At 62.5% G+C, this 23,115-nt stretch carries 23 protein-coding genes and 1 pseudogene; 16 read left to right on the top strand and 8 right to left on the bottom strand.

Going from position 1 to position 23,115, the window contains the following annotated elements; translation table 11 throughout:
• Positions 1-139: 139 nt before the first annotated feature.
• Positions 140-895 carry an outer membrane protein assembly factor BamD gene (locus tag BN1127_RS19810; RefSeq protein WP_041207111.1) on the bottom strand — a complete coding sequence of 252 codons (756 nt, stop codon included), beginning with the start codon at positions 893-895 and terminating at the stop codon, positions 140-142.
• A 116-nt stretch (positions 896-1,011) separates the two neighbouring features.
• Here BN1127_RS19810 and rluD point away from each other — a divergent pair, with 116 nt between their 5' ends.
• The 3 genes from rluD to clpB all read left to right on the top strand — a co-directional run bounded on the left by rluD (position 1,012) and on the right by clpB (position 5,762).
• Complete coding sequence (rluD, locus tag BN1127_RS19815; protein WP_042650590.1) at positions 1,012-1,992, top strand: 23S rRNA pseudouridine(1911/1915/1917) synthase RluD; 981 nt, start codon at positions 1,012-1,014, stop codon at positions 1,990-1,992.
• Positions 1,993-2,177: 185 nt separating this feature from the next.
• Positions 2,178-2,915, top strand: coding sequence for a peptidoglycan editing factor PgeF (gene pgeF, locus BN1127_RS19820; protein ID WP_042650591.1), 738 nt, complete (start codon positions 2,178-2,180; stop codon positions 2,913-2,915).
• A 273-nt stretch (positions 2,916-3,188) separates the two neighbouring features.
• Positions 3,189-5,762 (top strand): ATP-dependent chaperone ClpB, encoded by a 2,574-nt coding sequence (gene clpB, locus BN1127_RS19825; protein ID WP_042650592.1) that lies wholly within the window; start codon positions 3,189-3,191, stop codon positions 5,760-5,762.
• A 285-nt stretch (positions 5,763-6,047) separates the two neighbouring features.
• Here the strand turns inward: clpB and asnA are convergent, their stop codons facing one another.
• Positions 6,048-7,040, bottom strand: a complete 993-nt coding sequence (gene asnA, locus BN1127_RS19830) for an aspartate--ammonia ligase (RefSeq protein WP_042650593.1) — start codon at positions 7,038-7,040, stop codon at positions 6,048-6,050.
• Positions 7,041-7,193: 153 nt separating this feature from the next.
• On the opposite strand from asnA, the gene asnC reads away from it, so the two are divergent.
• A complete protein-coding gene (gene asnC / locus BN1127_RS19835; protein WP_041211931.1) occupies positions 7,194-7,655 on the top strand; it encodes a transcriptional regulator AsnC in 462 nt (153 codons plus the stop codon).
• Positions 7,656-7,750: 95 nt separating this feature from the next.
• On the opposite strand, the gene BN1127_RS19840 is transcribed toward asnC, so the two are convergent.
• Complete coding sequence (locus BN1127_RS19840) at positions 7,751-8,515, bottom strand: substrate-binding periplasmic protein (protein WP_042650594.1); 765 nt, start codon at positions 8,513-8,515, stop codon at positions 7,751-7,753.
• 83 nt (positions 8,516-8,598) lie between these two features.
• On the opposite strand from BN1127_RS19840, the pseudogene BN1127_RS19845 reads away from it, so the two are divergent.
• A pseudogene (locus BN1127_RS19845) lies at positions 8,599-9,135 on the top strand (DUF2301 domain-containing membrane protein).
• Here the strand turns inward: BN1127_RS19845 and BN1127_RS19850 are convergent.
• Entirely contained in the window at positions 9,132-9,536 is a 405-nt protein-coding gene (locus BN1127_RS19850) for a CBS domain-containing protein (protein ID WP_042650595.1), read from the bottom strand. The pseudogene BN1127_RS19845 and the gene BN1127_RS19850 overlap by 4 nt on opposite strands.
• Positions 9,537-9,665: 129 nt before the next feature.
• On the opposite strand from BN1127_RS19850, the gene BN1127_RS19855 reads away from it, so the two are divergent.
• Entirely contained in the window at positions 9,666-10,370 is a 705-nt protein-coding gene (locus BN1127_RS19855; RefSeq protein ID WP_042650596.1) for an SDR family oxidoreductase, read from the top strand.
• A gap of 77 nt (positions 10,371-10,447) precedes the next feature.
• On the opposite strand, the gene BN1127_RS19860 is transcribed toward BN1127_RS19855, so the two are convergent.
• Positions 10,448-10,996, bottom strand: coding sequence for a 2-amino-4-hydroxy-6-hydroxymethyldihydropteridine diphosphokinase (locus BN1127_RS19860; protein WP_042650597.1), 549 nt, complete (start codon positions 10,994-10,996; stop codon positions 10,448-10,450).
• Between the two features lie 125 nt (positions 10,997-11,121).
• Between BN1127_RS19860 and cydH the strand changes: the two genes are divergently transcribed.
• The 4 genes from cydH to BN1127_RS19875 all read left to right on the top strand — a co-directional run bounded on the left by cydH (position 11,122) and on the right by BN1127_RS19875 (position 14,577).
• The gene (gene cydH / locus BN1127_RS22275; RefSeq protein ID WP_106885551.1) at positions 11,122-11,214 is read left to right on the top strand and encodes a cytochrome bd-I oxidase subunit CydH; all 93 of its coding nucleotides are present in this window, start codon (positions 11,122-11,124) and stop codon (positions 11,212-11,214) included.
• A 102-nt stretch (positions 11,215-11,316) separates the two neighbouring features.
• The gene (locus BN1127_RS19865) at positions 11,317-12,717 is read left to right on the top strand and encodes a sensor histidine kinase (RefSeq protein WP_041206551.1); all 1,401 of its coding nucleotides are present in this window, start codon (positions 11,317-11,319) and stop codon (positions 12,715-12,717) included.
• Positions 12,718-12,725: 8 nt separating this feature from the next.
• Positions 12,726-13,235, top strand: coding sequence for a hypothetical protein (locus BN1127_RS19870; RefSeq protein WP_041207108.1), 510 nt, complete (start codon positions 12,726-12,728; stop codon positions 13,233-13,235).
• 61 nt (positions 13,236-13,296) lie between these two features.
• A complete protein-coding gene (locus BN1127_RS19875; RefSeq protein WP_042650598.1) occupies positions 13,297-14,577 on the top strand; it encodes a sigma 54-interacting transcriptional regulator in 1,281 nt (426 codons plus the stop codon).
• Between the two features lie 70 nt (positions 14,578-14,647).
• Here the strand turns inward: BN1127_RS19875 and BN1127_RS19880 are convergent, their stop codons facing one another.
• Positions 14,648-15,127 carry a DUF1097 domain-containing protein gene (locus BN1127_RS19880; protein WP_041206550.1) on the bottom strand — a complete coding sequence of 160 codons (480 nt, stop codon included), beginning with the start codon at positions 15,125-15,127 and terminating at the stop codon, positions 14,648-14,650.
• A gap of 370 nt (positions 15,128-15,497) precedes the next feature.
• Between BN1127_RS19880 and msrP the strand changes: the two genes are divergently transcribed.
• Both msrP and msrQ read left to right on the top strand, forming a co-directional pair.
• Complete coding sequence (gene msrP / locus BN1127_RS19885; protein WP_042650599.1) at positions 15,498-16,502, top strand: protein-methionine-sulfoxide reductase catalytic subunit MsrP; 1,005 nt, start codon at positions 15,498-15,500, stop codon at positions 16,500-16,502.
• Between the two features lie 16 nt (positions 16,503-16,518).
• Positions 16,519-17,169 carry a protein-methionine-sulfoxide reductase heme-binding subunit MsrQ gene (gene msrQ, locus BN1127_RS19890; RefSeq protein WP_042650600.1) on the top strand — a complete coding sequence of 217 codons (651 nt, stop codon included), beginning with the start codon at positions 16,519-16,521 and terminating at the stop codon, positions 17,167-17,169.
• 10 nt (positions 17,170-17,179) lie between these two features.
• Here the strand turns inward: msrQ and BN1127_RS19895 are convergent, their stop codons facing one another.
• Positions 17,180-17,428, bottom strand: a complete 249-nt coding sequence (locus BN1127_RS19895; RefSeq protein WP_042650601.1) for a PepSY domain-containing protein — start codon at positions 17,426-17,428, stop codon at positions 17,180-17,182.
• Between the two features lie 63 nt (positions 17,429-17,491).
• Here BN1127_RS19895 and BN1127_RS19900 point away from each other — a divergent pair, with 63 nt between their 5' ends.
• The 4 genes from BN1127_RS19900 (at position 17,492) to BN1127_RS19915 (ending at position 20,528) form a co-directional block, all read left to right on the top strand.
• Entirely contained in the window at positions 17,492-17,824 is a 333-nt protein-coding gene (locus tag BN1127_RS19900; RefSeq protein ID WP_042650602.1) for a PepSY domain-containing protein, read from the top strand.
• 81 nt (positions 17,825-17,905) lie between these two features.
• The gene (locus BN1127_RS19905) at positions 17,906-18,562 is read left to right on the top strand and encodes an AHA_4052 family stress response regulator transcription factor (protein ID WP_005332666.1); all 657 of its coding nucleotides are present in this window, start codon (positions 17,906-17,908) and stop codon (positions 18,560-18,562) included.
• Between the two features lie 31 nt (positions 18,563-18,593).
• Positions 18,594-19,943 carry a sensor histidine kinase gene (locus tag BN1127_RS19910; protein WP_042650603.1) on the top strand — a complete coding sequence of 450 codons (1,350 nt, stop codon included), beginning with the start codon at positions 18,594-18,596 and terminating at the stop codon, positions 19,941-19,943.
• 123 nt (positions 19,944-20,066) lie between these two features.
• Positions 20,067-20,528, top strand: a complete 462-nt coding sequence (locus tag BN1127_RS19915) for a hypothetical protein (RefSeq protein WP_005332664.1) — start codon at positions 20,067-20,069, stop codon at positions 20,526-20,528.
• A 105-nt stretch (positions 20,529-20,633) separates the two neighbouring features.
• Here BN1127_RS19915 and torA read toward each other — a convergent pair whose 3' ends face one another.
• Positions 20,634-23,114 (bottom strand): trimethylamine-N-oxide reductase TorA, encoded by a 2,481-nt coding sequence (gene torA / locus BN1127_RS19920; protein WP_042650604.1) that lies wholly within the window; start codon positions 23,112-23,114, stop codon positions 20,634-20,636.
• Between the last annotated feature and the right edge of the window lies 1 nt (position 23,115).

Below are 23,115 nucleotides of genomic sequence, written 5' to 3' on the forward strand. Positions count from 1 at the left end.
CGTGGCGGGCAACGTCGCCAAGTAGCTGAATGAAGATGACGGCGCATACAGGGCGCCGCCATGGGGGTCGCACTCTGCAGGGAAATTGCAGCCATAAAAAAACCGATGCCTTGGCATCGGTTTTTTGTCCCCGTCATGCTCAGCCGCGGCCGAGGCGATTGTCCGGGTAGTTCTTGGCCAGCACTTCGCGGGCGTGGCGGGCCAGGGTCGGCATCTTCAGGGTATCGTAGGCGTTGACCATGATCTCCAGTGCCTTCTCTGTCTCCACTGTGTCGGGATAGGTCTCGACTACCAGCTTGGCGCGGTTGGCGGCGGCGATCAGGGCATCACGCTTCACGTAATACTCGGCCACCCCCAGATCGTAGCGGGCGAGGCGGGTCTTCAGACCGACCATGCGGGCACGTGCATCGGCCGCATACTGGCTGTTCGGGTAGTTCTGCAACAGGGTCTTGAAGTCCTGGAAGGCCTGACGGGCGTAGGAAGGATCCTTGTCGTCCCGATCGATGCCCAGAAAGTCCTGGAAGAAGTTGTAATCCGCCGCCATGTTGGTCAGGCCGCGCATGTAGAACACGTAATCGATGTTTTTATGCGCCGGGTTGAGGCGGATGAAGCGGTCGATATTGGCGATCGCCTGGGCGGTATCATCCTGCTTGTAGTAGGCGTAGATGAGATCGAGCTGCACCTGACTTGAGTAGGCACCGAACGGATAACGAGAGTCCAGGGCTTCCAGCAATTCGATGGCATTCAGGTAGTTGCCTGTGTCCAGTTTGAGACGGGCTTTCTGGTACAGGACTTCCGGCGGTTCGTCGGGAACCTTGGGTTTGGTGCTGGAACAGCCAGTGATCAGCGTAGCGACCAAGGCGAGCGACATCAGCAGGCGAGACTTCTTTCCCATCAACAACATCCGGTCCATTTCCACGAAATTGGCAAAGTATCCGTTATGCTTGGCTAAAAGAAAAGCTAGAATACCCGGATTATTTCGAATTGATACCCCCGCTCAAGAGACCATACATGAGCCAGCATATTGAACTGACAGGCGAATTTCAGGATCACCAATTCGGGCAGCGACTCGACCAGGCCCTGGCCGAATTGTTTCCAGACTACTCCCGCACCCGCATCAAGGAGTGGATTTTACAGGACAGAGTGACCCTGGATGGTCAGGTTGCCAATACCCCGCGCGAGAAAGTGGTGGCCGGGCAGCAGGTACATGTAGATGTCGAGTTGGAAGATGATACCCGCTGGGATGCCCAGAACATCGACCTCAACATCGTCTATGAAGATGAACACATTCTGGTGATCGACAAGCCGGCCGGTCTGGTGGTTCACCCGGGCGCCGGTACGCCGGACGGCACCATACTGAACGCCCTGCTGCACCGCTACCCCGGCATCGCCGAGGTACCCCGTGCCGGCATAGTGCACCGTCTGGATAAAGACACCACTGGCCTGATGGTGGTTGCCAAGACGATCCCGGCCCAGACCCATCTGGTGGAGGCGCTGCAGGCGCGTCAGATCACCCGTGAATACGAGGCCGTCGCCATAGGTCACATGACCGCTGGCGGCACTGTGGATGCCCCCATCGGTCGTCACCCGACCCAGCGTACCCACATGGCTGTGGTGCCGAATGGCCGTCCTTCCGTGACTCACTACCGGGTACACGAGAAGTTCCGTGGCCACACCCGTCTGCGTCTGCGTCTGGAAACCGGTCGTACCCACCAGATCCGTGTCCACATGGCGCATATCAAGCATCCGCTGGTGGGTGATCCCGCTTACGGTGGCCGTCTGCGCCTGCTGCGCAATGCGACCCCTGAGCTGACCCAGGCCCTGCGCAATTTCAACCGCCAGGCGCTGCACGCCACCATGCTGAAGCTGGCTCACCCCATCACCGGCGAAGTCATGGAGTGGCACTCTGCCACGCCGCAAGACATGCTGGACCTGATGGAAGTGCTGCGTGCCGATACGCTCGCCAACCCGGACGATTTAGTCTGGAGTTGATGCCAGGTCGGTACCGATGAGAGTGCTGCGTACAGTTATCACCCTGGCCAACCCGGACGATTTGGTCTGGAGTTGATGCAATAGGGCCTGCGTCGGTTTCTGCCGTCGTCTGGTCCGAAGAGATGACAAACGGGGTTCCCTTTCAGGAGCCCCGTTTTTATATCCGTGAATGGAAGGAGTCACAGATGAACTGGATTGAACCCGACTGGCCCGCTCCTGGCAATGTCAGGGCCCTGTCGACCACCCGGGATGGTGGCCTGAGCGAAGGGGTCTTCGCCGGTCTCAACCTGGGGGCCCATGTGTGGGACGAGCCTGCACGGGTCGAGGCCAACCGCGCCCGCCTGCAGCAGGCGGCGCAGATCCCCGGGCCCCTCAACTGGCTCAATCAGGTACACGGTACTGCCGTCCACTCCGTCAGTGACCAGTACGATGTTGCGCCGGATGCCGATGCGGCCTGCGCCCACGAGGCCGGGCAGGCCTGCATAGTGATGACAGCCGACTGCCTGCCGGTGCTGTTCTGCGATCGGGCCGGCACTGTGGTGGCTGCCGCTCATGCCGGCTGGCGTGGGCTGAAGGAGGGGGTACTGGAAGCCAGTATCGCCGCCATGGGCTGCGAACCGGGGGAGATCCTGGCCTGGCTCGGTCCCGCCATCGGCCCCACGGCCTTTGAAGTGGGGGGCGAGGTGCGCGATGCCTTTATGGCGGAACAGTCGGAAGCGGCTACGGCCTTCGTCCCTTCGTCCAATGAGGGGAAATGGTTGGCAGACATCTACCTGCTGGCCCGGCTGCGGCTGGCAAGAGCGGGCGTCACCGCCGTCTATGGCGGTGAATACTGCACCTTTAGCGACGGCGAGCAGTTCTACTCTTATCGTCGCAACGGTCAGACTGGCCGCATGGCCTCGATTATCTGGTTGGCTGAGTAAGTGTCTGGGGACGTTCCCCCATACAGAGAGCAGTTCTACTGCCCATGTCGTCGCGACGGCCAGACCGGCCGCATGGCCTCCATCATCTGGCTGGCGCCTTGACGAATCTCCCGCCCTGCATCTGGCAAGGGCGGGGATCCTGCCAGCGCCCTCGCTGCAGAAAAAATAACCAGGCTCGCCCCTTGAAATAGCCCGCACGGGCCTCATCTTTCATCTCAGAAAGTTATGTTGTTTGCCGCGCAAGCGGCGTGTCTGTTTCAAAGGGGGAGTGCAATGCGCCTCGATCGCCTGACCAGCAAATTCCAAGTCGCTATTTCCGATGCCCAGTCTCTCGCACTGGGTCGTGACCACCAATTCATCGAACCCGTCCATCTGATGACAGCCCTGCTCAATCAGGATGGCGGCTCCATCCGTCCGCTGCTGACCCTGACTGGGATGGACATCAACACCCTGCGCTCCCGTCTCGGCGAGGAGCTCGACCGCCTGCCCAAGGTGAGCGGCGTCGAGGGGGATGTGCAACTTTCCAACGGCCTCGGTCGCCTGCTCAATATTTGCGACAAGCTGGCCCAGCAGCGCAAGGATCAGTTCATCTCGTCCGAGCTGTTCGTGTTGGCGGCCCTCGACGAGAAGGGCAACCTGGGGGAGCTGCTGCGTGCCCAGGGCCTGACCAAGGAAAAACTCGAGCAGGCCATCGACAAGGTGCGTGGCGGCAAGAAGATCGATGATGCCAACGCCGAGGAGAACCGCCAGGCGCTGGAGAAGTACACCATCGATCTGACCGAGCGGGCCGAACTCGGCAAACTCGACCCGGTGATCGGCCGGGATGAAGAGATCCGCCGTACCATCCAGGTGCTGCAACGCCGCACCAAGAATAACCCGGTGCTGATCGGCGCCCCCGGCGTCGGCAAGACCGCCATCGTCGAGGGGCTGGCCCAGCGCATCATCAACGGTGAGGTGCCGGAAGGGCTCAAGAACAAGCGGGTGCTCTCTCTGGACATGGGGGCCCTGGTGGCCGGTGCCAAGTATCGCGGCGAGTTCGAGGAGCGGCTCAAGGCGGTGCTGAGCGATCTGGCCAAGGAGGAGGGCAACGTCATCCTCTTCGTGGACGAGCTGCACACCATGGTCGGCGCCGGCAAGGGCGAGGGGGCCATGGATGCGGGCAACATGCTCAAACCCGCCCTGGCGCGGGGTGAGCTGCACTGCGTCGGCGCCACCACGCTCGATGAATATCGGCAGTATGTGGAGAAGGATGCCGCCCTGGAGCGCCGCTTCCAGAAAGTGCTGGTGGAGGAGCCCTCGGTGGAGGATACCATCGCCATCCTGCGCGGCCTGAAGGAGCGCTATGAGTTGCACCACCATGTGCAGATCACAGACCCGGCGATTGTGGCGGCGGCCCAGCTGTCCCACCGCTACATCGCGGATCGCCAGCTGCCTGACAAGGCCATCGACCTCATCGACGAGGCGGCGGCCAGCATACGCTTGCAGATCGACTCCAAGCCGGAATCCCTGGACCGCCTTGAGCGGCGCATCATCCAGCTCAAGCTGGAGCAGCAGGCGCTGATGAAGGAGGATGACGACGCCAGCCGCAAGCGCCTCGATCTGCTCAATCACGAGCTGGCCGAGAAGGAGCGGGAATACAACGAGCTGGAAGAGGTGTGGAAGGCCGAGAAAGCCGCCCTTGCTGGTACCCAGCACATCAAGGCAGCGCTGGAGCAGGCCCGCCAGGATCTCGAGGTGGCCCGCCGTGCCGGGGATCTCGGTCGCATGTCCGAGCTGCAATATGGCCGCATCCCCGAGCTGGAGAAACAGCTGGATCTCGCCACCCAGGCGGAGATGCAGGAGACCAGCCTGCTGCGCAACCGGGTCACCGACGTGGAGATCGCAGACGTCTTGGCGCGCTGGACCGGCATTCCGGTGGCGCGGATGCTGGAAGGGGAGCGCGACAAGCTGCTGCGGATGGAAGATCAGCTGCACAGCCGGGTGATCGGCCAGGAAGAGGCGGTGGACGCCGTCTCCAATGCCATCCGCCGCTCCCGGGCCGGGTTGTCCGATCCGAACCGCCCCATCGGCTCCTTCCTGTTCCTGGGGCCCACCGGGGTGGGCAAGACAGAGCTGTGCAAGGCGTTGGCGGAGTTCCTGTTCGATACCCAGGACGCCATGGTGCGGATCGACATGTCCGAGTTCATGGAGAAGCACAGCGTGGCTCGTCTGGTGGGGGCGCCTCCGGGATACGTGGGCTACGAGGAGGGGGGTTATCTCACCGAGGCGGTACGCCGTCGCCCCTACTCGGTGATCCTGCTGGACGAGGTTGAGAAGGCGCACCCGGATGTGTTCAACATACTGCTGCAGGTGCTGGACGATGGCCGCCTGACCGATGGTCAGGGCCGCACCGTCGATTTTCGCAACACGGTCGTCATCATGACCTCCAACCTCGGCTCGGATCTGATCCAGGAGCACTACGCCGAGAAGGACTACGAGGAGATGAAGGCTCTGTTGATGGAGTTGCTGACCCGCAGTTTCCGGCCGGAGTTCATCAACCGGATCGACGAGACTGTGGTGTTCCACCCGCTGGGCGAGGATCACATCAAGTCCATCGCCCGCATCCAGCTCAAGAGCCTGATGGGCCGTCTGGAGTCCCAGGGCTTCGAGGTGGAGGTGAGCGAGGAGCTGCTGACCAAGCTGGTCCACGCCGGTTTCGACCCTGTCTACGGGGCGCGCCCCCTCAAGCGGGCCATTCAGCAGAAGGTGGAGAACCCGCTGGCCCAGGCCCTGCTCAGCGGTCGGGTCATCCCCGGCAAGAAGCTGCTGCTGGGAGCCGACAGCAACGGCCTGACCATGACCCAGTAACCGATCTCGTGTCGGTGCCCACAACGCCAGCCCTCGGGCTGGCGTTGTCATATCTGGTGGCGGTGATTCGGAGGCAAAAAAAACGGCAATCCGAAGATTGCCGGGAGGAATGTATTCGATGCGACCTGGCGTGGGTTGAGCGGGTCGCAGGGGCAAGCCCCGGTTTCGCAGCGGATCATCAGGGATGACTACGCGGCTTACAGCCTGTCCGGACTGCGCTCTTTCAGTCCGCATGGCCACACACCTTCTGCATCCGGCATGGGTTGCCGGATGCCATCAATCTGCTTACAGCATGCCCGGAATGGCAGCCTTCATGTCGGATGGCCAGACACCGACTTGTACCTGCCCGATATGCTCTTTTTGCAGCAACAGCATGGCCAGACGGGATTGACCGATGCCGCCGCCTATGGTCTGCGGCATGCGCGCGGCCAGCAGATCCTGGTGCCAGTCATACTGCAGGCGATCCTCGTCACCTGTGATAGCCAGCTGGCGGCGCAGCGCCTCGGCGTCCACCCGGATCCCCATGGAGGAGATCTCGAAGCTGTCTTCCAGCACCGGGTTCCACACCAGGATGTCGCCGTTCAGACCCGCCAGCCCCAGTTCGCTCTCGCTGCTCCAGTCGTCGTAGTCCGGGGCGCGCACGTCGTGGCGTTCGCCGTGGGAGAGGGCACCGCCGATGCCGATGAGGAAGACAGCCCCCAGCTCCTTGGCGATGGCGCGCTCGCGTCCCTTGGCATCGAGATCCGGGTAGCGGGTCAGCAGCTCTTCGCTGTGCAGGAACTGGATCTCGGTCGGCAGGAAGGGGGTCAGCGCGTGTTCGGCGCAGACTGCACGCTCGGTGGCCTTGATGGCGGCCCAGATGCCGCGCACGGTTTCCTGCAGGTAGGCCAGATCGCGGCGCTCGCTCGGCATCACCTTCTCCCAGTCCCACTGATCCACGTAGACGGAGTGGATGGGGGTCAGCCTGTCTTCGTCCGGACGCAGCGCCTTCATGTGGGTGTAGATGCCTTCGCCCGGGCCGAAACCGAAGCGACCGAGGGTCTGGCGCTTCCATTTGGCCAGCGAATGCACCACTTCGTAGCTGTGCTCAGGCAGGGTCTTCACCTTGACCTGCACTGCATTCTCGTGGCCAGAGAGGTTGTCTTGAGTGCCATCACCGACCCTGCTCAGGATGGGGGCTTGCACCTCCATCAGACCCAGCTGCTGGGCGAGTTGGCGGGAGAACATCTCTTTGACGAAGCTGATCTGTTGCTGGCTGCGAATGTAGTGCTGTTTCATGCTGAATACCTGTCTTGAACCCGTTGGATGTGAAGATTCTTCAACAGATTGCCAACTAAATTCAATATTTGATAATAGAAATAGGCTTTGTGTATTTTTTTGTTCAAAATATCAGGGTTGTTACTGAGATATCATCAACGGGAGTGCGAAAAAGTGTCGGAAAATTATCGGATCGATAATCTCGATCAGGCCATCCTCACCGCCCTGATGGAGAATGCGCGCATTCCCTATGCCGAGCTTGCCAAACAACTGGCGGTCAGCCCGGGCACCATCCATGTGCGGGTGGAGAAGATGAAGCAGGCGGGCATCATCGAGGGGACGCGGGTGCAGGTGAACCCCAAGAAGCTGGGTTACGATGTCTGCTGCTTTATCGGGATCAATCTCAAGAGCGCCAAGGATTACCCCTCGGCCCTGGCCAAGCTGCAGGCGCTGGACGAAGTGGTGGAGGCCTACTACACCACGGGTCACTACAGCATCTTCATGAAGGTGATGACCCGCTCCATCGACGAGTTGCAGACGGTGCTGATCCACAAGATCCAGACCATAGACGAGATCCAGTCCACCGAGACGTTGATTTCACTGCAAAATCCCATCCTGCGGGACGTGAAGCCCTGAGTAGCGCCTTCCACAAGGGCCCCTGATTTTGCTGTAGCTTCTGATATGGAGCGATGTGAAGCCCTGTTCTCGCCGCCGGCTCCGGCATGGCGGGCTCAGGGCTCGAGGTAGGGGATGCCGTACTTGTCGTAGAGGGCCTTGAGACGGCCGTCGCGCTTCATGTGCAGCAGCTCTGCATCATAGGCTGCCATCAGCGCCGGGGTGTCGGCATCGGCCCGGGCCTTGCACCACACATGGTAGTAGGGGCTGCTCTTGAGCGGCTTGGGCAGGTAGTCGAGCTTGCCCTCAAGCCCCTCTTCCCTTATCTGGGCGAAGGCGGTGACCAGAGACATGGGGACCACATCGATGCGCCCGGCGATCAGCTTGCGCAGTTGCAGCTGGTTGATGGGGATCACCTGGAAGCGATAGGCCGGATCGGCCATGGCTGCCGTCAGTTCCGGGGTGTAGGAGAAGTCTTTGGTGACGCCGATGCGCCAGGGCTTTAGATCGGCCAGGGTGCGGTAGCGGATCTTCCCCAGGTCATCCTTGCGCACGAAGAAGTGCCAGCTGTGGCGGATATGGGCCTGTTCGGGGTAGAGCAGGTAGGACTCCCGCTCCGGCTTGTAGGAGTGGCTCAACAGCAGGTCATAGACGCCGCCCTCGGCATTGCGGGTGAGCCTGGCGCCGGAGTCGAGTAGCTCTATCCTGATGGGGACCTTGAGGCCGCCGAAGATGGTGGTGACCAGATCCACATCCAGGCCCCGTGGCTGGCCGCTGTGATCCAGCCATTTCAGAGGGGGTTCCAGGATGCCGCCAATGACCAGCTCTCTGGCCGACAGCCAGCAGGGCAGCAGCAAGCAGAGCACGAGCAAGCTTCGCAAATCACATCTCCTGAACACTCGGGGCGGGTTCACGATCCACGGGGTATAGTGACCGGCAGATATCTCACTAGAGACGACCCCGGATGGCAAACCCTGAAATAGAAAGTGAACTGGATGGCATCGACAGGCTTTCTGTCTGTCTCTATCGTCTCTGACTGAGTCTGACAGCTTTGCTGCTGTTGTGTCGAGGGGCAGGTGTGCTGGGGTGGCTGGTGCCGTTGTCGCCGTCTCAGTGGCTGACCATGCTGGTGGTGGCGAGCGGTCTGTGTGGATTCTGTCTGCACCTATATGACAAGCGGGTGCGGTTTTTACTGCAGGGGCTGGCTTGGGGCGGGTTGATGCTGGCCGCCAGTGGTGCCCCCGCCATCCTGGTGCTGGGGGCGGCCCTGGCCACCCTTAGTGGCCTGGCGTTCAAGGAACAATTCTGTTTCGCCATCCCGGGCATCAGGCTTCTGCCACTGTTGTTGCCCTTGCTGTGGTTGCTGGAGTGGACCCGCGTTGCCTGGGCTGCGGCCCTGGTTGCCCTGGCGAGCGGCCTGCTGCTCGGCCTGCTCAGTCTGGCCAAGTGGCGCATGCCGCTGCATTTCGATATCGGCGATCGGGGACGCTACCAGCTCTAGGTGGCCTGACACTGCTTCATCTGCGCGTTGAGGGCCTGCATCACCTGCCGGCGGTTGATGATGCCGACCACCTTGTCCCCTTCCCGCACCGGATAGATCTTGGGCTTGGCCCCGGTCATCTGGCGGGCCAGATCCAGGATGCTGTCGTCCGGGCTGACGAACAGCGGGGTACGGCTCATCAGATCCTCCACCCGGGTACGGCTGTCGCAGTGGTAGCTGCCGGTGAGCAGACTCGGGATGCAGTCCTGCTCGGAGAGAAATCCGATCAGTCGTTTCTGGTCGTCCAGCACCGGCAGGCCGCTCGAGTCTGCCTGATGGAGCCTGTCGAGTGCCTCGGCCAGGCCGAGTTGCGGGCTGAGGGAGTGGGTCAGGCGGCTCATGTGATCGCGGATCTGCAGCATGTGTGTGGCTCCAAAAGGGTTAAAGTGGTGTCACTATGTCCGCTGGACGGTGCTCGGGGCCAATGGCTTGTACCGTTGAGATTGATAGGCAGGGCCCCGGGCCGGCAAGCAACGACAAAAGGAGAGGGTATGCGTGCATTGGTAACGGGCTGCGGCCGTCGGCTGGGGTTCTATTTATGCGAGCAGCTGGTGGCCGCTGGCTGGCAGGTGACGGGCAGCTATCGCAGCGAGCGAGCCGAGCTGGCCCACCTGCGGGCCCTGGGCGTTGAGCTGGTGCAGGCGGATTTTGCCGTGGAAGGGGAGGTCGCACGGCTTGCCACGGCACTGGGTGCCCATGATGATCTGGCGTTGATCATCCACAACGCCTCGGCCTTCGAGCCAGAGGCTGACGAGCCGGCGGCACAACTGGAACAGTTCGAGCAGTTTTACCGGGTGCACATGGCGGCGCCATTTCAGCTGAATCGCGCGCTGGCACCCCAGCTGGCGCGCCAGCACAACGCCAGCATCATCCATATCACCGACATCTACATTCACGCCCCGGCGCCCCAGTTCGCCGCTTATGTGGCCACCAAGGCCGGCGCCCATTCGCTGGCCATGAGCTTTGCCCGGGAGCTGGCACCTGCGGTGCGGGTCAACACCATAGAACCCGGCCCCATCCTGTTTCTCGATGAGCATGGCGATGCCTGGCGCCAGCAGGTGCTGGCCCGGACGCCGTTGGCGAGGGAGGGGGGGCTGGAACCCATCTGGCAGGCCGTCACGCTCTTGATGGCAAACGACTATATGACGGGAGCCAGCATCCGGGTGGATGGTGGTCGGGCCCTCGCCGTCATCTAGACGTTATGAGCGCGTCGTTGAATGAAGCGATGACGGGAGTCTGATCGGGCTCCCGTCGTGGTGATCCAGCAGGGCGACTAGTGGTGGCGAATGGTTGCCTGATGGGCAGGCATGTCCGGGGGCACGGCGGACAGCTCCTGGCGCTCATCGACCGGCTGTCGGAGGGCGACGGGCTGCTGGCCGAAGGCCTGCTGTGCAAACACCTTGCTGGTGCGCAGACGCAGCGTCACCTTGTGGGCGCCAACCCGTCCCCCCTCATACATCTCGGCCAGCAGATCCCCGAGATAGGCATCCACCCCGACCCCGGCGAAGGCATCCCTCTCGTGGCTGGCCAGGATGTCGATGTCGAGGGGTCTGTCCGTCACCTTGCACAGGGGATTGCCGCGATCCCGCCCATGGGCCAGCTCCATGGTCACGAATTCGGCCTTCAGCTGGGCGGCGGAGAGCTCGCTCTGGACGACGAACAGGCAGTTGAGAAAGTCATGGTGCGAGCGCATCCCCACCGGTGTGGTCTGGATCACCGAGCTCAGACGCAGCTGGCCGAAGCGGGCCAGCAGCTCTTCCACGGCCTTGCTGACATGCTGGGCAGGGTCGAGATTGGATCCAATGCTGCAGAGGTAAAACATGGTTGCCATTCCTTGGGTTGGGCTCGTCTGAAATATATACGCAGCTCACGGTTATCTGATTCACTATGAATTAACATATTGTTATCTGTTGTGATCCAACTCTGATTGGCAGAAAGGAGGTTTGCATGAGTGTGGAGATGAAATGGGCGCTGTTGACCGCCTCAGGAGCCTTGGCCGTGATCCTGATCATCTGCCTGGCATCCGTCGGTCTGGCGTAAATCCGAGTTCCGAGTGCAATCAAACCGGCCCCCTGGCCGGTTTTGCTTTTTCATGGAGTGCGGATATGCTGGCCCCCCCATGACGAATCGAGACAGCAGAAGATGACCAAGGTTCGGCCTCGTTCCCTGCTCCAGGTGGTATTGATGGGCTTCGTGCTGGTGTTGATGCCCCTGGGGGGCATGATCTGGCACGACAGTCAGGCGCTCTCCCATCTGGGGCAACTGACCAGCGACGAGATGGAACGTGCGGTGCGGGATACCCGCCGGGCTACCCTGCTCACCGCCCAGGCCATCGATCTGGAGCGCACCTTGCGCCGCTATGCGGTGCTGGGGGACGAGCGCATTCTCGGCAGTTATCAGCAGCAGTTGGCCCGTTATCGCGAGCTGCTCGCCACTCATCGGCAATCCATCCCGGATGCCGCCGTCTACTCCGATCTCGAGGCCACCCTGGCCTGGTTGGATGGCTTGCAGGATCTGCGCAAGGCCAGGATGGAGGCGACCAGTCCCAATTTCACCCAGTTCAATGAACTCAACCAGCAGCTGGAAGTGGTCACCCGCAGTCAGGTTGACGAGCATGTGGCGGGGATGCGGGCGGCCATCGCCGAGCTGAGGAAGGAGATCTGGTGGGTCAGTGGCTTCGTGGTGGGACTCAGTCTGTTGCTGGTACTGCTGTTTACCTACCTCATCATCCACCCCGTGCGTCAGATTGAGTCGCGGATCCTGAGCCTGGGGGCCGGTGTCGAGCCGGACACGCGCCCGGTGGATGGCCCTGCCGAACTGGTGTTGCTGGGAGAGCGGATCGGCTGGCTGCACGACAAGCTCAAGGAGCTGGAACAGCAGAAGTACCAGTTCCTGCGCCATGTCTCCCACGAGTTGAAGACGCCCCTCGCCGTGCTGCGGGAGGGGGCGGATCTGCTCTCCGAGCAACTGGTGGGGCCGCTCAATGGGGATCAGCAGGAGATCTGCCAGATGCTGGAGGAGAACAGCCGCCGGCTGCAGACCCTGATCGAGCGGCTGCTCGACTTCAATCGCCTCAGCCAGCAGGAGGTGTTCAGCCTGATGGCGGTGCCGCTGGCCCCCCTGTTGTCAGAATTGTCTGCAGAGTACCGGCTGGCGCTGGAATCCAAACAAATCAGTGTACACTGGCCGCCCGAGCCCATCAGCTTGCAGGCAGAGCCTTATCGCCTGCGACTCATCCTCGACAACCTGTTTTCCAACGCGGTCAGTTATGGCGCCAAGGGTGGCCAGATCTGGATCCGTGCCGGCCAGGATGCCAATGGCGGCTGGCTGGAGGTGGCCAATGAAGGGCCCGTCATCCCGCTGGACGAACGGGAACGGATCTTCGAGCCGTTCGAGCAGGGCAGCATAGTGCGCCAGGGGTTGTTGAAAGGATCCGGGATGGGCCTCTCCATTGCCCGCGAGTCGGCGATGAGCCTGGGGGGCGAGCTTAAATTAATTGAGGATGAACAGGCTGATGTCTGTTTCCGGTTGGATCTTAAGTGAAATTCAAGATGAAACGATTCGTTGTACCCGTATTGATGATGAGCCTGCTCGCAGGCTGCTCCCTGCTGCCATCGCGCAGCCTGACAGAGCCCTCGGAGCAGGTCCTCGCCAAGCGGATGGAGTTCGCCAATAAAGAGATGCAGGTGCGCCTGCAGTACTCGGACTGGTTGCTGGCCAGCCGTCCCCAGCAGCGGATACAGGAGCGCGAACGGCTGGCCGGAGCCACCGATCTCGAGAGCCGGGTCAGCCTGGCCATGGTCAACACCCATCCGTCCGAGTCGGTGGCGAGTCGCCGGGCCGGGCTGGACAAGCTCAAGGCTCTGCTGCCCGAGCTCGGCCTGGATGCCCAGGCCTTTCTGCGCAGCTGGATAGCCCTCGGCGAGGAGCTGCTGGCCCGTGACAGTCGCCGCGACGATCAGAGCCAGGAGGTGCAGCGTCTGCGCCGCCAGATCGAGCAGCTCTCCGCCATCGATGAACAACTCAACCAGCGCAAGCTCAATGGGGGCGCCCAGCCATGATGCGCCGAGGGCATGCCGGGCAGGGGAGAACAACAAGTCTTCACGGTAAAGGGGTGAGAGCATGAGTCGCATTCTGCTGGTGGACGATGATGCCAGCCTGCTCAAGCTGATGAGCATGCGCCTGCGCAGTCAGGGTTACGAGGTGGATACCGCCGACAGCGCCGAGGGGGCGCTGGACAGGCTGCGTCAACAACGGGCCGATCTGGTGCTGAGCGACCTGCGGATGGGGGGCATGGACGGACTGGCGCTGTTCGAGCGGATCCAGTCCCAGTGGCTCGGCATGCCGGTCATCATCATGACCGCCCACGGCACCATTCCCGACGCCATCCAGGCGACCCGCTCCGGGGTGTTCAGCTTTCTCACCAAGCCCATCGACAAGGACGAGCTGCTCGTCACCATAGAGCACGCCCTGAGCCTGACCCGTCCGAAACAGCAGCATGAGTGGCAGTCCCTCATCCAGACCCGCAACCCCCAGATGGAGCAGTTGCTGATCCAGGCGAGCAGCATCGCCGCCATGGAGGTGCCCGTGCTGATCATGGGGCCGTCAGGTTCCGGCAAGGGGGTAATGACCCAGGCGCTGCATCAGGCAAGCAGCCGCCGTGACCAGCCGCTGCACACCATCAACTGCGCTGCCTTGCCGTGGGCGGCGCTGGATCTGCAGCTGTTTGGCGAGGATGGGCAGTCCGGCCTGTTCGAGCAGGCCAAGGGGGCGACCCTGTTTCTCGACGAGATAGGGAATCTGTCGGAGTCGCTGCAGGCCAAGTTGCTGCAGGTGCTGGCGGAATATGGTCAGGGCACCCCCGAGGTGCGGGTCATCAGCTCCAGCCACCAGGATCTGGTCACCGCCATGGAGGAGGGGCGTTTTCGGGAAGATCTCTTCTACCGCCTCAATGTGGCCAACATCACCCTGCCACCCCTCAGCGCCCGCAGCGAGGACATCCCCCTGCTGGCGCGCCAGGCGCTGGACGACTATCGCAGTCGCCACGACAACTGCGCCGCCCTCGGCTTTTCGCCGGAGGCGCTGGCCCTGCTGGCGGCGGCAGCCTGGCCCGGCAATGTCCGTCAGCTCCAAGGGGTGGTGGAACAGCTTGCCAGCCTCTGCTGCAGCCCGGTGATCGGCGCCGCCATGGTGGAGTCGGCCCTGAGCGGTGGTGTCGGCGGCATACCCTCGTTCAACGAGGCGCGCGCCGAGTTCGAGAAGGAGTATCTGATCCGCCTGCTGCGCACCACGGAGGGGAATGTGACCCTGGCGGCCAACATGGCGGGAAGAAACCGTACCGATTTTTACAAGCTGTTGAATCGGCACGGTATCGAGGCGGCCAACTTCAAGCTGAAGAGCTGATCCCAAGGGCAAAATGAAAACGGCCTGACCACTGTGGTGGTCAGGCCGTTTTGCCATGTCGCGCCGGGTTTCAGGAGCGGGCGGGATCGGCCGCGTTCGCCGTGGCCTGGGTCTTGCTGGATAGCCAGAGACCGCTTGCCTTCATCAGATAGCCAAAGAGCGCGCCTATCACCAGGGAGGGCAGGATGAGCCGCCACTCTCCCGCCGCCCCGAAGGTGGCGCAGCAACCGGCGAAGGTGCCCGGAATGTACCCCAGCCACTGCTGCCTGGCCTGCACGCACATCAGGGTCGCCACCACCCCCGTCATCAGATAGCCCGCCATGCCCGCACCCCACCAACCTTCGCCGTGGATCAGCAGCAGTGCCCACAGCATGCCGGTGGCGTTGCACAGCAGGGTCTGCAGCAGCGCCTTGTAACCGCCGCTCGAGGCGAAATAGCTGGTACAACCGAGGAAGCCGACCCAGGAGATGAGGCCGAGGGCGGCGGCCAGTCCGCCCCAGACGGCGGAGAGGATCCCGGTCGTGATGGCGATGGCGATCAATGGGCTCATGGCATGACTCTCAGTGGTTGAATCCGGAAAAGGAGGCAGCCTACCCTTCGGCAAGGGGGCGGCAAGCAGGGGCCGGATTGTGTGTGATCTCCGTCACTCTTTTCAACTCGGGAATACGCTTGCGCTCGCGAAAAAAATTCACTGGAGGCGTCCTTGGCCTTAGCCCATAGTTAGAGGCCCTGTCCCGCTCATGGAGTGAGTCTGATGGCGCCAAACGTGATCGTCCCCCTGCTGGTATTCATTCTGCTGTTCCTGGTCGGCACCATGGCCAAGGCGCTGCCTCTTTACCAGCCCATGTAAATTTGTGTGAAATAAAACTCGGCCGGGGCGGGTCTTATGGTTGTCAGCCTCATCGCCCCGGGAGTTTTCCATGTTGATCAAGCGCCGTTCCTCTCATCACCTCACCGAACAGAATGTCACGCCGGAAGCCGTCTATCAGGATCGCCGACTCATTCTGAAAGGGTTGGGACTGAGTGCCGCCACCCTGGCGTTTCCCACCCAGGCCAGCCTGCTGGATCTCTTCTCCGCCGAGGAGTCGACCCCGGCGCCTGCCACCAAACCACTCAATTACAAGGCTGCGACCCGGCCGGACGGATTGACCCTGACGCCGCTGGAGAAGGCGACCAGTCACAACAACTTCTATGAGCTCGGCACCGACAAGGGGGATCCGGCCCGCAATGGCCATTACCTCAAGCCCGAGCCCTGGACGCTCAAGGTCGAGGGGGAGGTGGCCAACCCCTTTACCCTGGATGTGTGGGATCTCATCAACAAGAGTACCCTGGAGGAGCGCATCTACCGGCTGCGCTGCGTGGAGGCCTGGTCCATGGTGCTGCCCTGGAGCGGCATCCCGCTGGCGGATCTGATCCGCCGGGCCGAGCCCAACAGTCGCGCCAAGTTCGTGGCGTTCGAGACCCTCTATGATCCCGAGCAGCTGCCGGGACAGGCCTCTCGCTCCCTCGGCGGCGGCATCGATTACCCCTATGTGGAGGGCTTGCGCCTCGACGAGGCGATGCACCCGCTCGCCTTCCTGGCGATGGGGCTCTACGGCAAGACCCTGCCCGCCCAGAACGGGGCGCCCATCCGGCTGGTGGTGCCCTGGAAGTACGGCTTCAAGAGCATCAAGAGCATCGTCTCCATCCGCCTGGTGGAGGAGATGCCTCCCACCACCTGGAACCTGCTGGCGCCGAACGAATATGGTTTCTATGCCAACGTCAATCCGCAAGTGGATCACCCGCGCTGGAGCCAGGCGAGCGAGCGCTTCATCGGCGAGGGGGGCATCTTCGGCGCCAAGCGCCAGCCGACCCTGATGTTCAACGGCTATGGCGACGAGGTGGCGTCCCTCTATCAGGGGATGGATCTGCGCAAATGGTATTGAGACGGGGAGCCGACGCATGACAATGAGACTGACGACGCGCCATATCACCCTGTTGCGGGCCCTGGTGCATCTGGGGGCGCTGGGGTGCCTGCTCTGGCTGGGCTATGCCGTGCCGGCCGGGTTGCTGGGGGGGGATCCGGTACAGGGGCTGACCCACTACCTCGGCAAGGGGGCCCTGCACCTGCTGCTGCTGACCCTGCTGGTGTCGCCGCTGGCCAAACGCTGGCGCCAGGGTCAGCTTATCAAGCTGCGCCGTCCCCTCGGGCTCTGGTGCGCGGCTTGGGCCGGCTTGCACTTCATGGTGTGGCTGGGGCTGGATCTGCAGTTTGACTGGGGGCTGATCGGCGGCGAGCTGGTGAAGCGCAGTTACATAGTGGTAGGCATGGTGGCGCTGCTGTTGCTGATTGCGCTCAGCATCACCTCGATCCCGGCTCTGCTGCGGCGCATGGGGCCCAGCTGGCAGAAGCTGCACAACTGGATCTATGCGGTGGCCCTGCTGGTGCCGGTGCACTACTGGTGGTCGGTCAAGAGTGGCTGGCAGGAGCCGTTCATCTACCTGTTGCTGGCCTGCGTCCTGCTGGTGCCGCGTCGCGACAAGCTGCTGCGTCCCTGGCGCCGACCTCCGCAACCGGTCGGGAGGGCGGCGCAACAGCCGTCACGCCCATAGCAAAAGAGGCCTAATCGGCCTCTTTTTTCGTGATCTCTCCGCTGTAGGCATCGACCTGCAGCTGCACTCGCCTATCGTTGGCGTCCAGGGTTTCCACCTCGAATTTGTCCCCTTCCAGCTCGACTTCCCGAATGTCGTGATACCCTTGTGCCAGCAACAGCTTGACCAGGGCCGGCATGTCGAGACGCGCCTGAGCCGCCCAGCCAAGGGTGGAAAAAAGGCAGAGGATCAGCAGGATACTGCGTGGGATCATATTCATTCCGGATTCATGGCTGGCACACTATAAACGGCATTATGTTAGGTTTTGAGAGATGAATCACCCATGAATAGCGCGCTGCCCCTGCTGGGATTGCTGCTGCCGATGCTGGTCCAGTCGGCCCAGCCGAACGAGGCCTTGCTGCAACAGGCGGTCAGCGAGGGGCGGATCCGGCCTTTTCATGAGCTGATGGAGGTGGCTTCCCGCCTGCCGGTGCGCGTACTGCGTGTCGATCTGGGGGAGGAGGACGGGGTCTGGCTCTACGAGCTTCGGCTCATCGACGACGAGAACAGCGTCATCAAGGTAGGCTATCGCGCCGACAACCTGGAGATGGTGTGGCTCAAGGGCCATCACCTGGAACGCCTGTTCGAGCCTCGCCCGCCCCCGGAAGAGGAGTGATCAACCGGATGTTCCCCGCCCTGATGATTCGTCCCCCAATCGCCGCCGGTACAGGCGCAACTCTGCTTTGGATACCCATTTATGCGAATTCTGATAGTTGAAGATGAAAAGATCCTGGCAGGCCAGCTGGCGGAACAGCTGCGCCTGTCCGGTTTTGTGACCGATCTCTGCCACGATGGCAACGAGGCGGGTTTTCTCGGCGAGACCGAGCCCTATGATGCCATCATTCTGGATCTCGGCCTGCCGGGTCGCGATGGTCTGAGCGTGCTCAAGGAGTGGCGCAGCAAGGGGATGGACACCCCTGTGCTGGTGCTGACCGCCCGCGGTCAGTTGCACGAGAAGATTGAGGGGCTCAACGCCGGGGCCGATGACTACCTCACCAAGCCGTTCCAGGTCGCCGAGCTGGTGGCACGGGTACAGGCGCTGGTGCGCCGGGCGGCGGGCAACGCCAGCTCCATCCTGGAGATTGGCGGGGTACGGCTCGACATGGCGGCGTCTCAGGTATGGTACGAAGGAACCCCCATCAAGCTCACCGCCCACGAGTTCCGGGTGCTGGGTTACCTGATGCAGCACAGGGGCAAGGTGGTGTCGCGCAGCGAGCTGATCGACCACATCTATGCCCAGGATTTTGATCGCGACTCCAACACGGTCGAGGTGTTCATCGGCCGGATCCGCAAGAAGACCCACGCCGATCTGATCGAGACGGTGCGCGGTCTCGGCTACCGGATCAACGAATGACGCTATCGCAACCGATGACAGGGTGGACTGAATGAGACTGGTGCGTACCCTGCGGGGACGGCTGGTGGTCATCGCCCTCGTCTGGTGCGGGCTCTTCCTGTTTGCCACAGGTTTCAGCCTGCAGACCATGATGCGCAACTACTGGCAGGAGGCGGAAGCCGACGGCCTGCGGTTGCAGCTCTACGATCTGCTCTCCCGTCTCGAGATCCAGACCGATGGCCTGCCCGTCGTCACCGAGCCCATGGCGGACCCCCGTTTCCGCCAGCCCTATTCCGGCTATTACTGGCAGCTTGAGCTGGGGGATGCCGTGGTCAGCCGATCCCGCTCCCTGTGGGATGTGCACCTGAGCGCCCACGGCCTGAAATCGGCCTTCGGGGATCCGGATCTCTTCGTCGGCAAGGGGCCCAACAAGGAGCCCCTGCTGATCATGACCCGCACGGTGCTGCTGCCGGGCTCTGACAAGGTGTTTACCCTGGTGATGGCCAAGGACAGCAGTGCCCTGACCCAGACCCTGAAGAAGACCCGGATCAGCCTCTTCCTCGGTCTCGGCTTCGCGGCCGCCGGCCTGGTGCTGGGCTTCATGTTCCAGATCGTCTACGGCCTGCGGCCGCTCCACCTGCTGCGCCGCGAGCTGGGCCGGGTCCATCAGGGCCATCAGGAGGGGTTCAGGCTGCGCTATCCGCTGGAGATCCAGCCGCTGGTGGAAGACATCAACCGCCTGCTGCACCACTACGGTGAGCTGCTGCAGCGGGCCCGCTCCCACACCGGCAATCTGGCTCACGCCCTCAAGACGCCGCTCAGCATCATGCGCAATCAGGTGGCCCAGCTGCCCCCGGAGGATCAGGCCGCCATCGGCGAGCAGCTCGATAAGATCCAGCGCCACATCGATTATCACCTTGGCAAGGCGCGGGTCACCGGGGCCGCCAAGATCCTCGGGGTCTCGACCCCGGTGCGGGCACGGGTGGAGTACATCTGCCGCGCCTTCTCCCGGCTCTACCCGGGCAAGACGGTGGATCTGCAGGTGCCAGCCAACCTGGCGGTCGGGGTGGAGGAGCAGGACTTCGACGAGATGGTGGGTAACCTGCTGGAGAACGCCTTCAAATGGTCGGCCAGCGAGCTGCGCATCTCCAGCGCCGAGCTGGGGGGCTGGATCACCCTGCGTATCGAGGATGACGGTCCCGGCATGAGCGAGGATCAGATAGCCAAGGCGGTGCTGCGCGGGGTGCGCCTCGACGAGAAGGTGCCGGGCTCCGGGCTCGGCCTCAACATAGTGTCAGACCTGGCCGAAGCCTATCGTGGCAGCCTCATCATGGGGCGCGCCGAGCTGGGCGGGCTGGCCGCCTCGCTCTCCCTGCCCAAGGTGGCCAGGGTCGACGGTTAGCGCCCCAATGGGCGGTTTGGTTCCATCTTGGGACGCTCGGGCCTGTCTCGTCCTCCGAGGTAGCATGGGGGACGCACCAGGCATAAGATATGGTCCTTATTTCAAGCGGTAGGAAGGGTAGCAATGACTGACGATCCATGGGCGCTGTGCCATCTCGATGATTCGTTCGATGCCTCCGTGCTGGGTACCAAGGGGGCCCAGATCCAGTGGTTTGAGGACAGGGAGTCCCTGATCGAGTTCTTGCTGGAGGACTTTGTCGATCTGTTGGCCGATGTGGGCGAACTGGATGAGGATCAGACCGAGAGCGCCCGCGAGCGCTTCACCCTGCTGGTGGAGCAGAGTCAGGACGATCGCACCCTGATGGATGCCATCAACGATCTCGCCTCGGGCCTGCGCCGCATCGCCTGGCTGGGGCCGCTCTCGGAACTGGCCGAAATCAGCGACGACTTCGCGAGTGGTCTGCGTGCCTTCTTCTGGACCCAGTATGATGGGGACGAGGATGACCCCGAGGCTTGGGTGCCGGAAGATCTCTGGCCACAGTTGGTGGAGTGTGCTGAAGAGTACATGGTGGAGGGCGATTTCTAAGCCACGTCACCGGTCACCCAGGGTGGAATGTGCAGTTGAAGGACTCACTATCAGCAATAAAAAACGGCGCCTCGAGGGCGCCGTTTTGGTTGGTCAATCGATCACTCAGGCGTTGACCGGTACCTCATGGGCGGTGTTGACGAGATCTGGCCCGCTGTATTTCTCGATCTGCAATTGGGCCATGTGGCCGCAGTTGCCTTGCGCCAGGCTGGAAGAGCCCTCGTCGAAGGTCAGGCAGTTGACGTTGCCGTTCTTGCAGATGGCGCCCACCTCGCCCGGTTTGGCCGGATCGAACCAGGCTCCTTCGCAGATCCGCACCACGCCGGGGCGAATGTCTTTCGAGAGCAGCGCCCCCACCAGGATCTGACCGCGCTCGTTGAAGGCGCGCACCAGATCCCCGTCCTGAATGCCGCGGGTCCTAGCGTCGTCCGGGTGGATCAGGATGGCCTCTCGATCGGCGATGGCGAACTTGTCCCGCAGCGGGGTGTTGTCCAGCTGGGAGTGCAGCCGCTGGGTCGGGTGTGAGGTGTTGAGCGACAGCGGATAACGCGCCGCCACCTCGCTCTTCACCCACTCCTTGGGCTCATACCACCTGGGGTGACCGGCACAGTCGGCATAACCCATACCGGCCACCGTGTTGGAGAAGATCTCTATCTTGCCGGACGGGGTACCGAGCGGGTTGAGCAGCGGGTTCTCGCGAAAATCGGCGTGACGGATCCACTGGCGGTTCGCCTCGGGGATCGGGAAACGGATGTAGTTGTTGGACTCCCAGAACATGCTGAACGGTGGCAGCGCTACCCGGGCACCCCGGGCCTGGGCGGCCATGCCGTCGTACATCTGCTTGAGCCACAGCATCTCGTCCTTGCCCTCGGTATAGGCCTCTTGCAGGCCCAGCTTGGCGGCGATGGCGCTGAAGATGTCGAAGTCGTTGCGGGCTTCATGCTGGGGCGGCACGCATTGGTGCATGGGGAACACATAGCGCTGGGAGTAGTCGCCCCCCATCTCCAGATCGTTGCGCTCGTAGCTGGTGGTGACCGGCAGCACTATGTCGGCGTGCTTGGCGGTGGCGGTCCAGTAGGGTTCGTGAACGATCACGGTCTGCGGCTTGCGCCAGGCCTGGAGCAGGTTGTTGGTGTCTTGATGGTGGTGGAAGGGGTTGCCGCCCGCCACATAGACCAGCTTGATGTCCGGATAGGTCACCTTGCGACCGTTGAAGTCGATGGTCTTGCCCGGATTGGCGAGACAGTCGGCGATGCGGGCCACCGGAATGGGGGCCGGGCTGTTCTTGGGCGCGTTGCCGGCGGAGATACCCGCCAGGATCCCTCCCTTGGCGGTGGGGCTGCCACCGGAAGAGTAGTGGTAGCTGAAGCCGTAACCGCCGCCCGGCAGGCCGATCTGGCCCAGCATGGCCGCCAGGGTGACCAGCATCCAGTTTGGCTGCTCCCCGTGGTGCTGCCGCTGCATACCCCAGCCGGCCATGATCATGGTGCGCTTGGCCGCCATGTCCAGGGCCAGCTGGCGAATCACCTTGGCCTTGACGCCGCAGACGCTGCTCGCCCACTCGGCGCTCTTCGGCTGGCCGTCTTCCTTGCCGAGCAGATAGGTCAGGAACTTGTCGAAGCCAACGGCGTATCGATCGAGGAAGGCCTGATCGTGCTTCTTCTCGCTATAGAGGGTGTGGGCCACCCCCAGCATCATGGCCACGTCTGTGTAGGCGTTGGGCGCAATCCACTCGGCGTTGGCCAGCTTGGCGGTCTCGTTGTAGACGGGATCGATGCTGATGACCCGGGTGCCTTTCTCTTTCAGTGCCTTGAAGCCTGCCTGACCCTCGTGATCCGGCATGTTCCAGCTGTTCTTCAGGGTGACCTGAGCGTTGACCCCCCAGAGCACCACCAGTTCGGCGTGTTCGACCACGTTGGGCCAGGCGGTCTGCTGTTCGTATACCTCGATGGAGCCCATCACGTGGGACATGATCACCTGGGCCGCGCCTGTGGAGTAGTCACCGGCATAGCCGGTGAAACCGCCACTGAGGTTCATCAATCTATGTAGCAGGGTGCGGCTGTTGTGGAACATGCCCACACTCTTCCAGCCGTAAGAACCGGCGTGGATCGCCTGCGGGCCGACGTCACGCTGGACCCGCTGGATCTCGCCGGCCACCAGGTCGATGGCTTGTTCCCAGCTCACTCGCACCCATTCGTCGGCGCCGCGCAGCTCGGGTTTGGCGCCCGGGCCGTGCTCCAGCCAGCTCTTGCGCACCATGGGGTACTTGATACGGTTCTTGGCATGGACCTGGAAGGGCGCCATGTCGATGAGGTCATTCGGTGCCGGATCGTCGGCCACCGGCTGGACCCGCACCATGCGGCCATCGGCGACTATGGCCTCGAAGGCTCCCCAGTGGGCGCCGGTCAGTATGCCCTTCTGGGCGGGGACCAGGGGGGGGAACTGCTCCAGTGCCGTGCTGATGGCCTGGGCCAGGGCGTGCTTCGGGAACAGGGCACCAAGCAGGGGCAGGGCGGCGCAGGCTCCCAGGCCCTTGAGCAGGCTGCGGCGGGACAGATTGGTCTGTTGATCATTGAAAAAAGTCATA

Origin of the sequence: Aeromonas media (genome assembly GCF_000819985.1) — a bacterium.
Taxonomy (GTDB): domain Bacteria; phylum Pseudomonadota; class Gammaproteobacteria; order Enterobacterales; family Aeromonadaceae; genus Aeromonas; species Aeromonas media.

Coding starts and splice junctions, on each gene's coding strand:
- BN1127_RS19810 (WP_041207111.1), bottom strand. CDS start 895: ATGGGAAAGAAGTCTCGCCTGCTGATGTCGCTCGCCTTGGTCGCTACG.
- rluD (WP_042650590.1), top strand. CDS start 1,012: ATGAGCCAGCATATTGAACTGACAGGCGAATTTCAGGATCACCAATTC.
- pgeF (WP_042650591.1), top strand. CDS start 2,178: ATGAACTGGATTGAACCCGACTGGCCCGCTCCTGGCAATGTCAGGGCC.
- clpB (WP_042650592.1), top strand. CDS start 3,189: ATGCGCCTCGATCGCCTGACCAGCAAATTCCAAGTCGCTATTTCCGAT.
- asnA (WP_042650593.1), bottom strand. CDS start 7,040: ATGAAACAGCACTACATTCGCAGCCAGCAACAGATCAGCTTCGTCAAA.
- BN1127_RS19850 (WP_042650595.1), bottom strand. CDS start 9,536: ATGCTGCAGATCCGCGATCACATGAGCCGCCTGACCCACTCCCTCAGC.
- BN1127_RS19855 (WP_042650596.1), top strand. CDS start 9,666: ATGCGTGCATTGGTAACGGGCTGCGGCCGTCGGCTGGGGTTCTATTTA.
- BN1127_RS19860 (WP_042650597.1), bottom strand. CDS start 10,996: ATGTTTTACCTCTGCAGCATTGGATCCAATCTCGACCCTGCCCAGCAT.
- cydH (WP_106885551.1), top strand. CDS start 11,122: ATGAGTGTGGAGATGAAATGGGCGCTGTTGACCGCCTCAGGAGCCTTG.
- BN1127_RS19865 (WP_041206551.1), top strand. CDS start 11,317: ATGACCAAGGTTCGGCCTCGTTCCCTGCTCCAGGTGGTATTGATGGGC.
- BN1127_RS19870 (WP_041207108.1), top strand. CDS start 12,726: ATGAAACGATTCGTTGTACCCGTATTGATGATGAGCCTGCTCGCAGGC.
- BN1127_RS19875 (WP_042650598.1), top strand. CDS start 13,297: ATGAGTCGCATTCTGCTGGTGGACGATGATGCCAGCCTGCTCAAGCTG.
- BN1127_RS19880 (WP_041206550.1), bottom strand. CDS start 15,127: ATGAGCCCATTGATCGCCATCGCCATCACGACCGGGATCCTCTCCGCC.
- msrP (WP_042650599.1), top strand. CDS start 15,498: ATGTTGATCAAGCGCCGTTCCTCTCATCACCTCACCGAACAGAATGTC.
- msrQ (WP_042650600.1), top strand. CDS start 16,519: ATGACAATGAGACTGACGACGCGCCATATCACCCTGTTGCGGGCCCTG.
- BN1127_RS19895 (WP_042650601.1), bottom strand. CDS start 17,428: ATGAATATGATCCCACGCAGTATCCTGCTGATCCTCTGCCTTTTTTCC.
- BN1127_RS19900 (WP_042650602.1), top strand. CDS start 17,492: ATGAATAGCGCGCTGCCCCTGCTGGGATTGCTGCTGCCGATGCTGGTC.
- BN1127_RS19905 (WP_005332666.1), top strand. CDS start 17,906: ATGCGAATTCTGATAGTTGAAGATGAAAAGATCCTGGCAGGCCAGCTG.
- BN1127_RS19910 (WP_042650603.1), top strand. CDS start 18,594: ATGAGACTGGTGCGTACCCTGCGGGGACGGCTGGTGGTCATCGCCCTC.
- BN1127_RS19915 (WP_005332664.1), top strand. CDS start 20,067: ATGACTGACGATCCATGGGCGCTGTGCCATCTCGATGATTCGTTCGAT.
- torA (WP_042650604.1), bottom strand. CDS start 23,114: ATGACTTTTTTCAATGATCAACAGACCAATCTGTCCCGCCGCAGCCTG.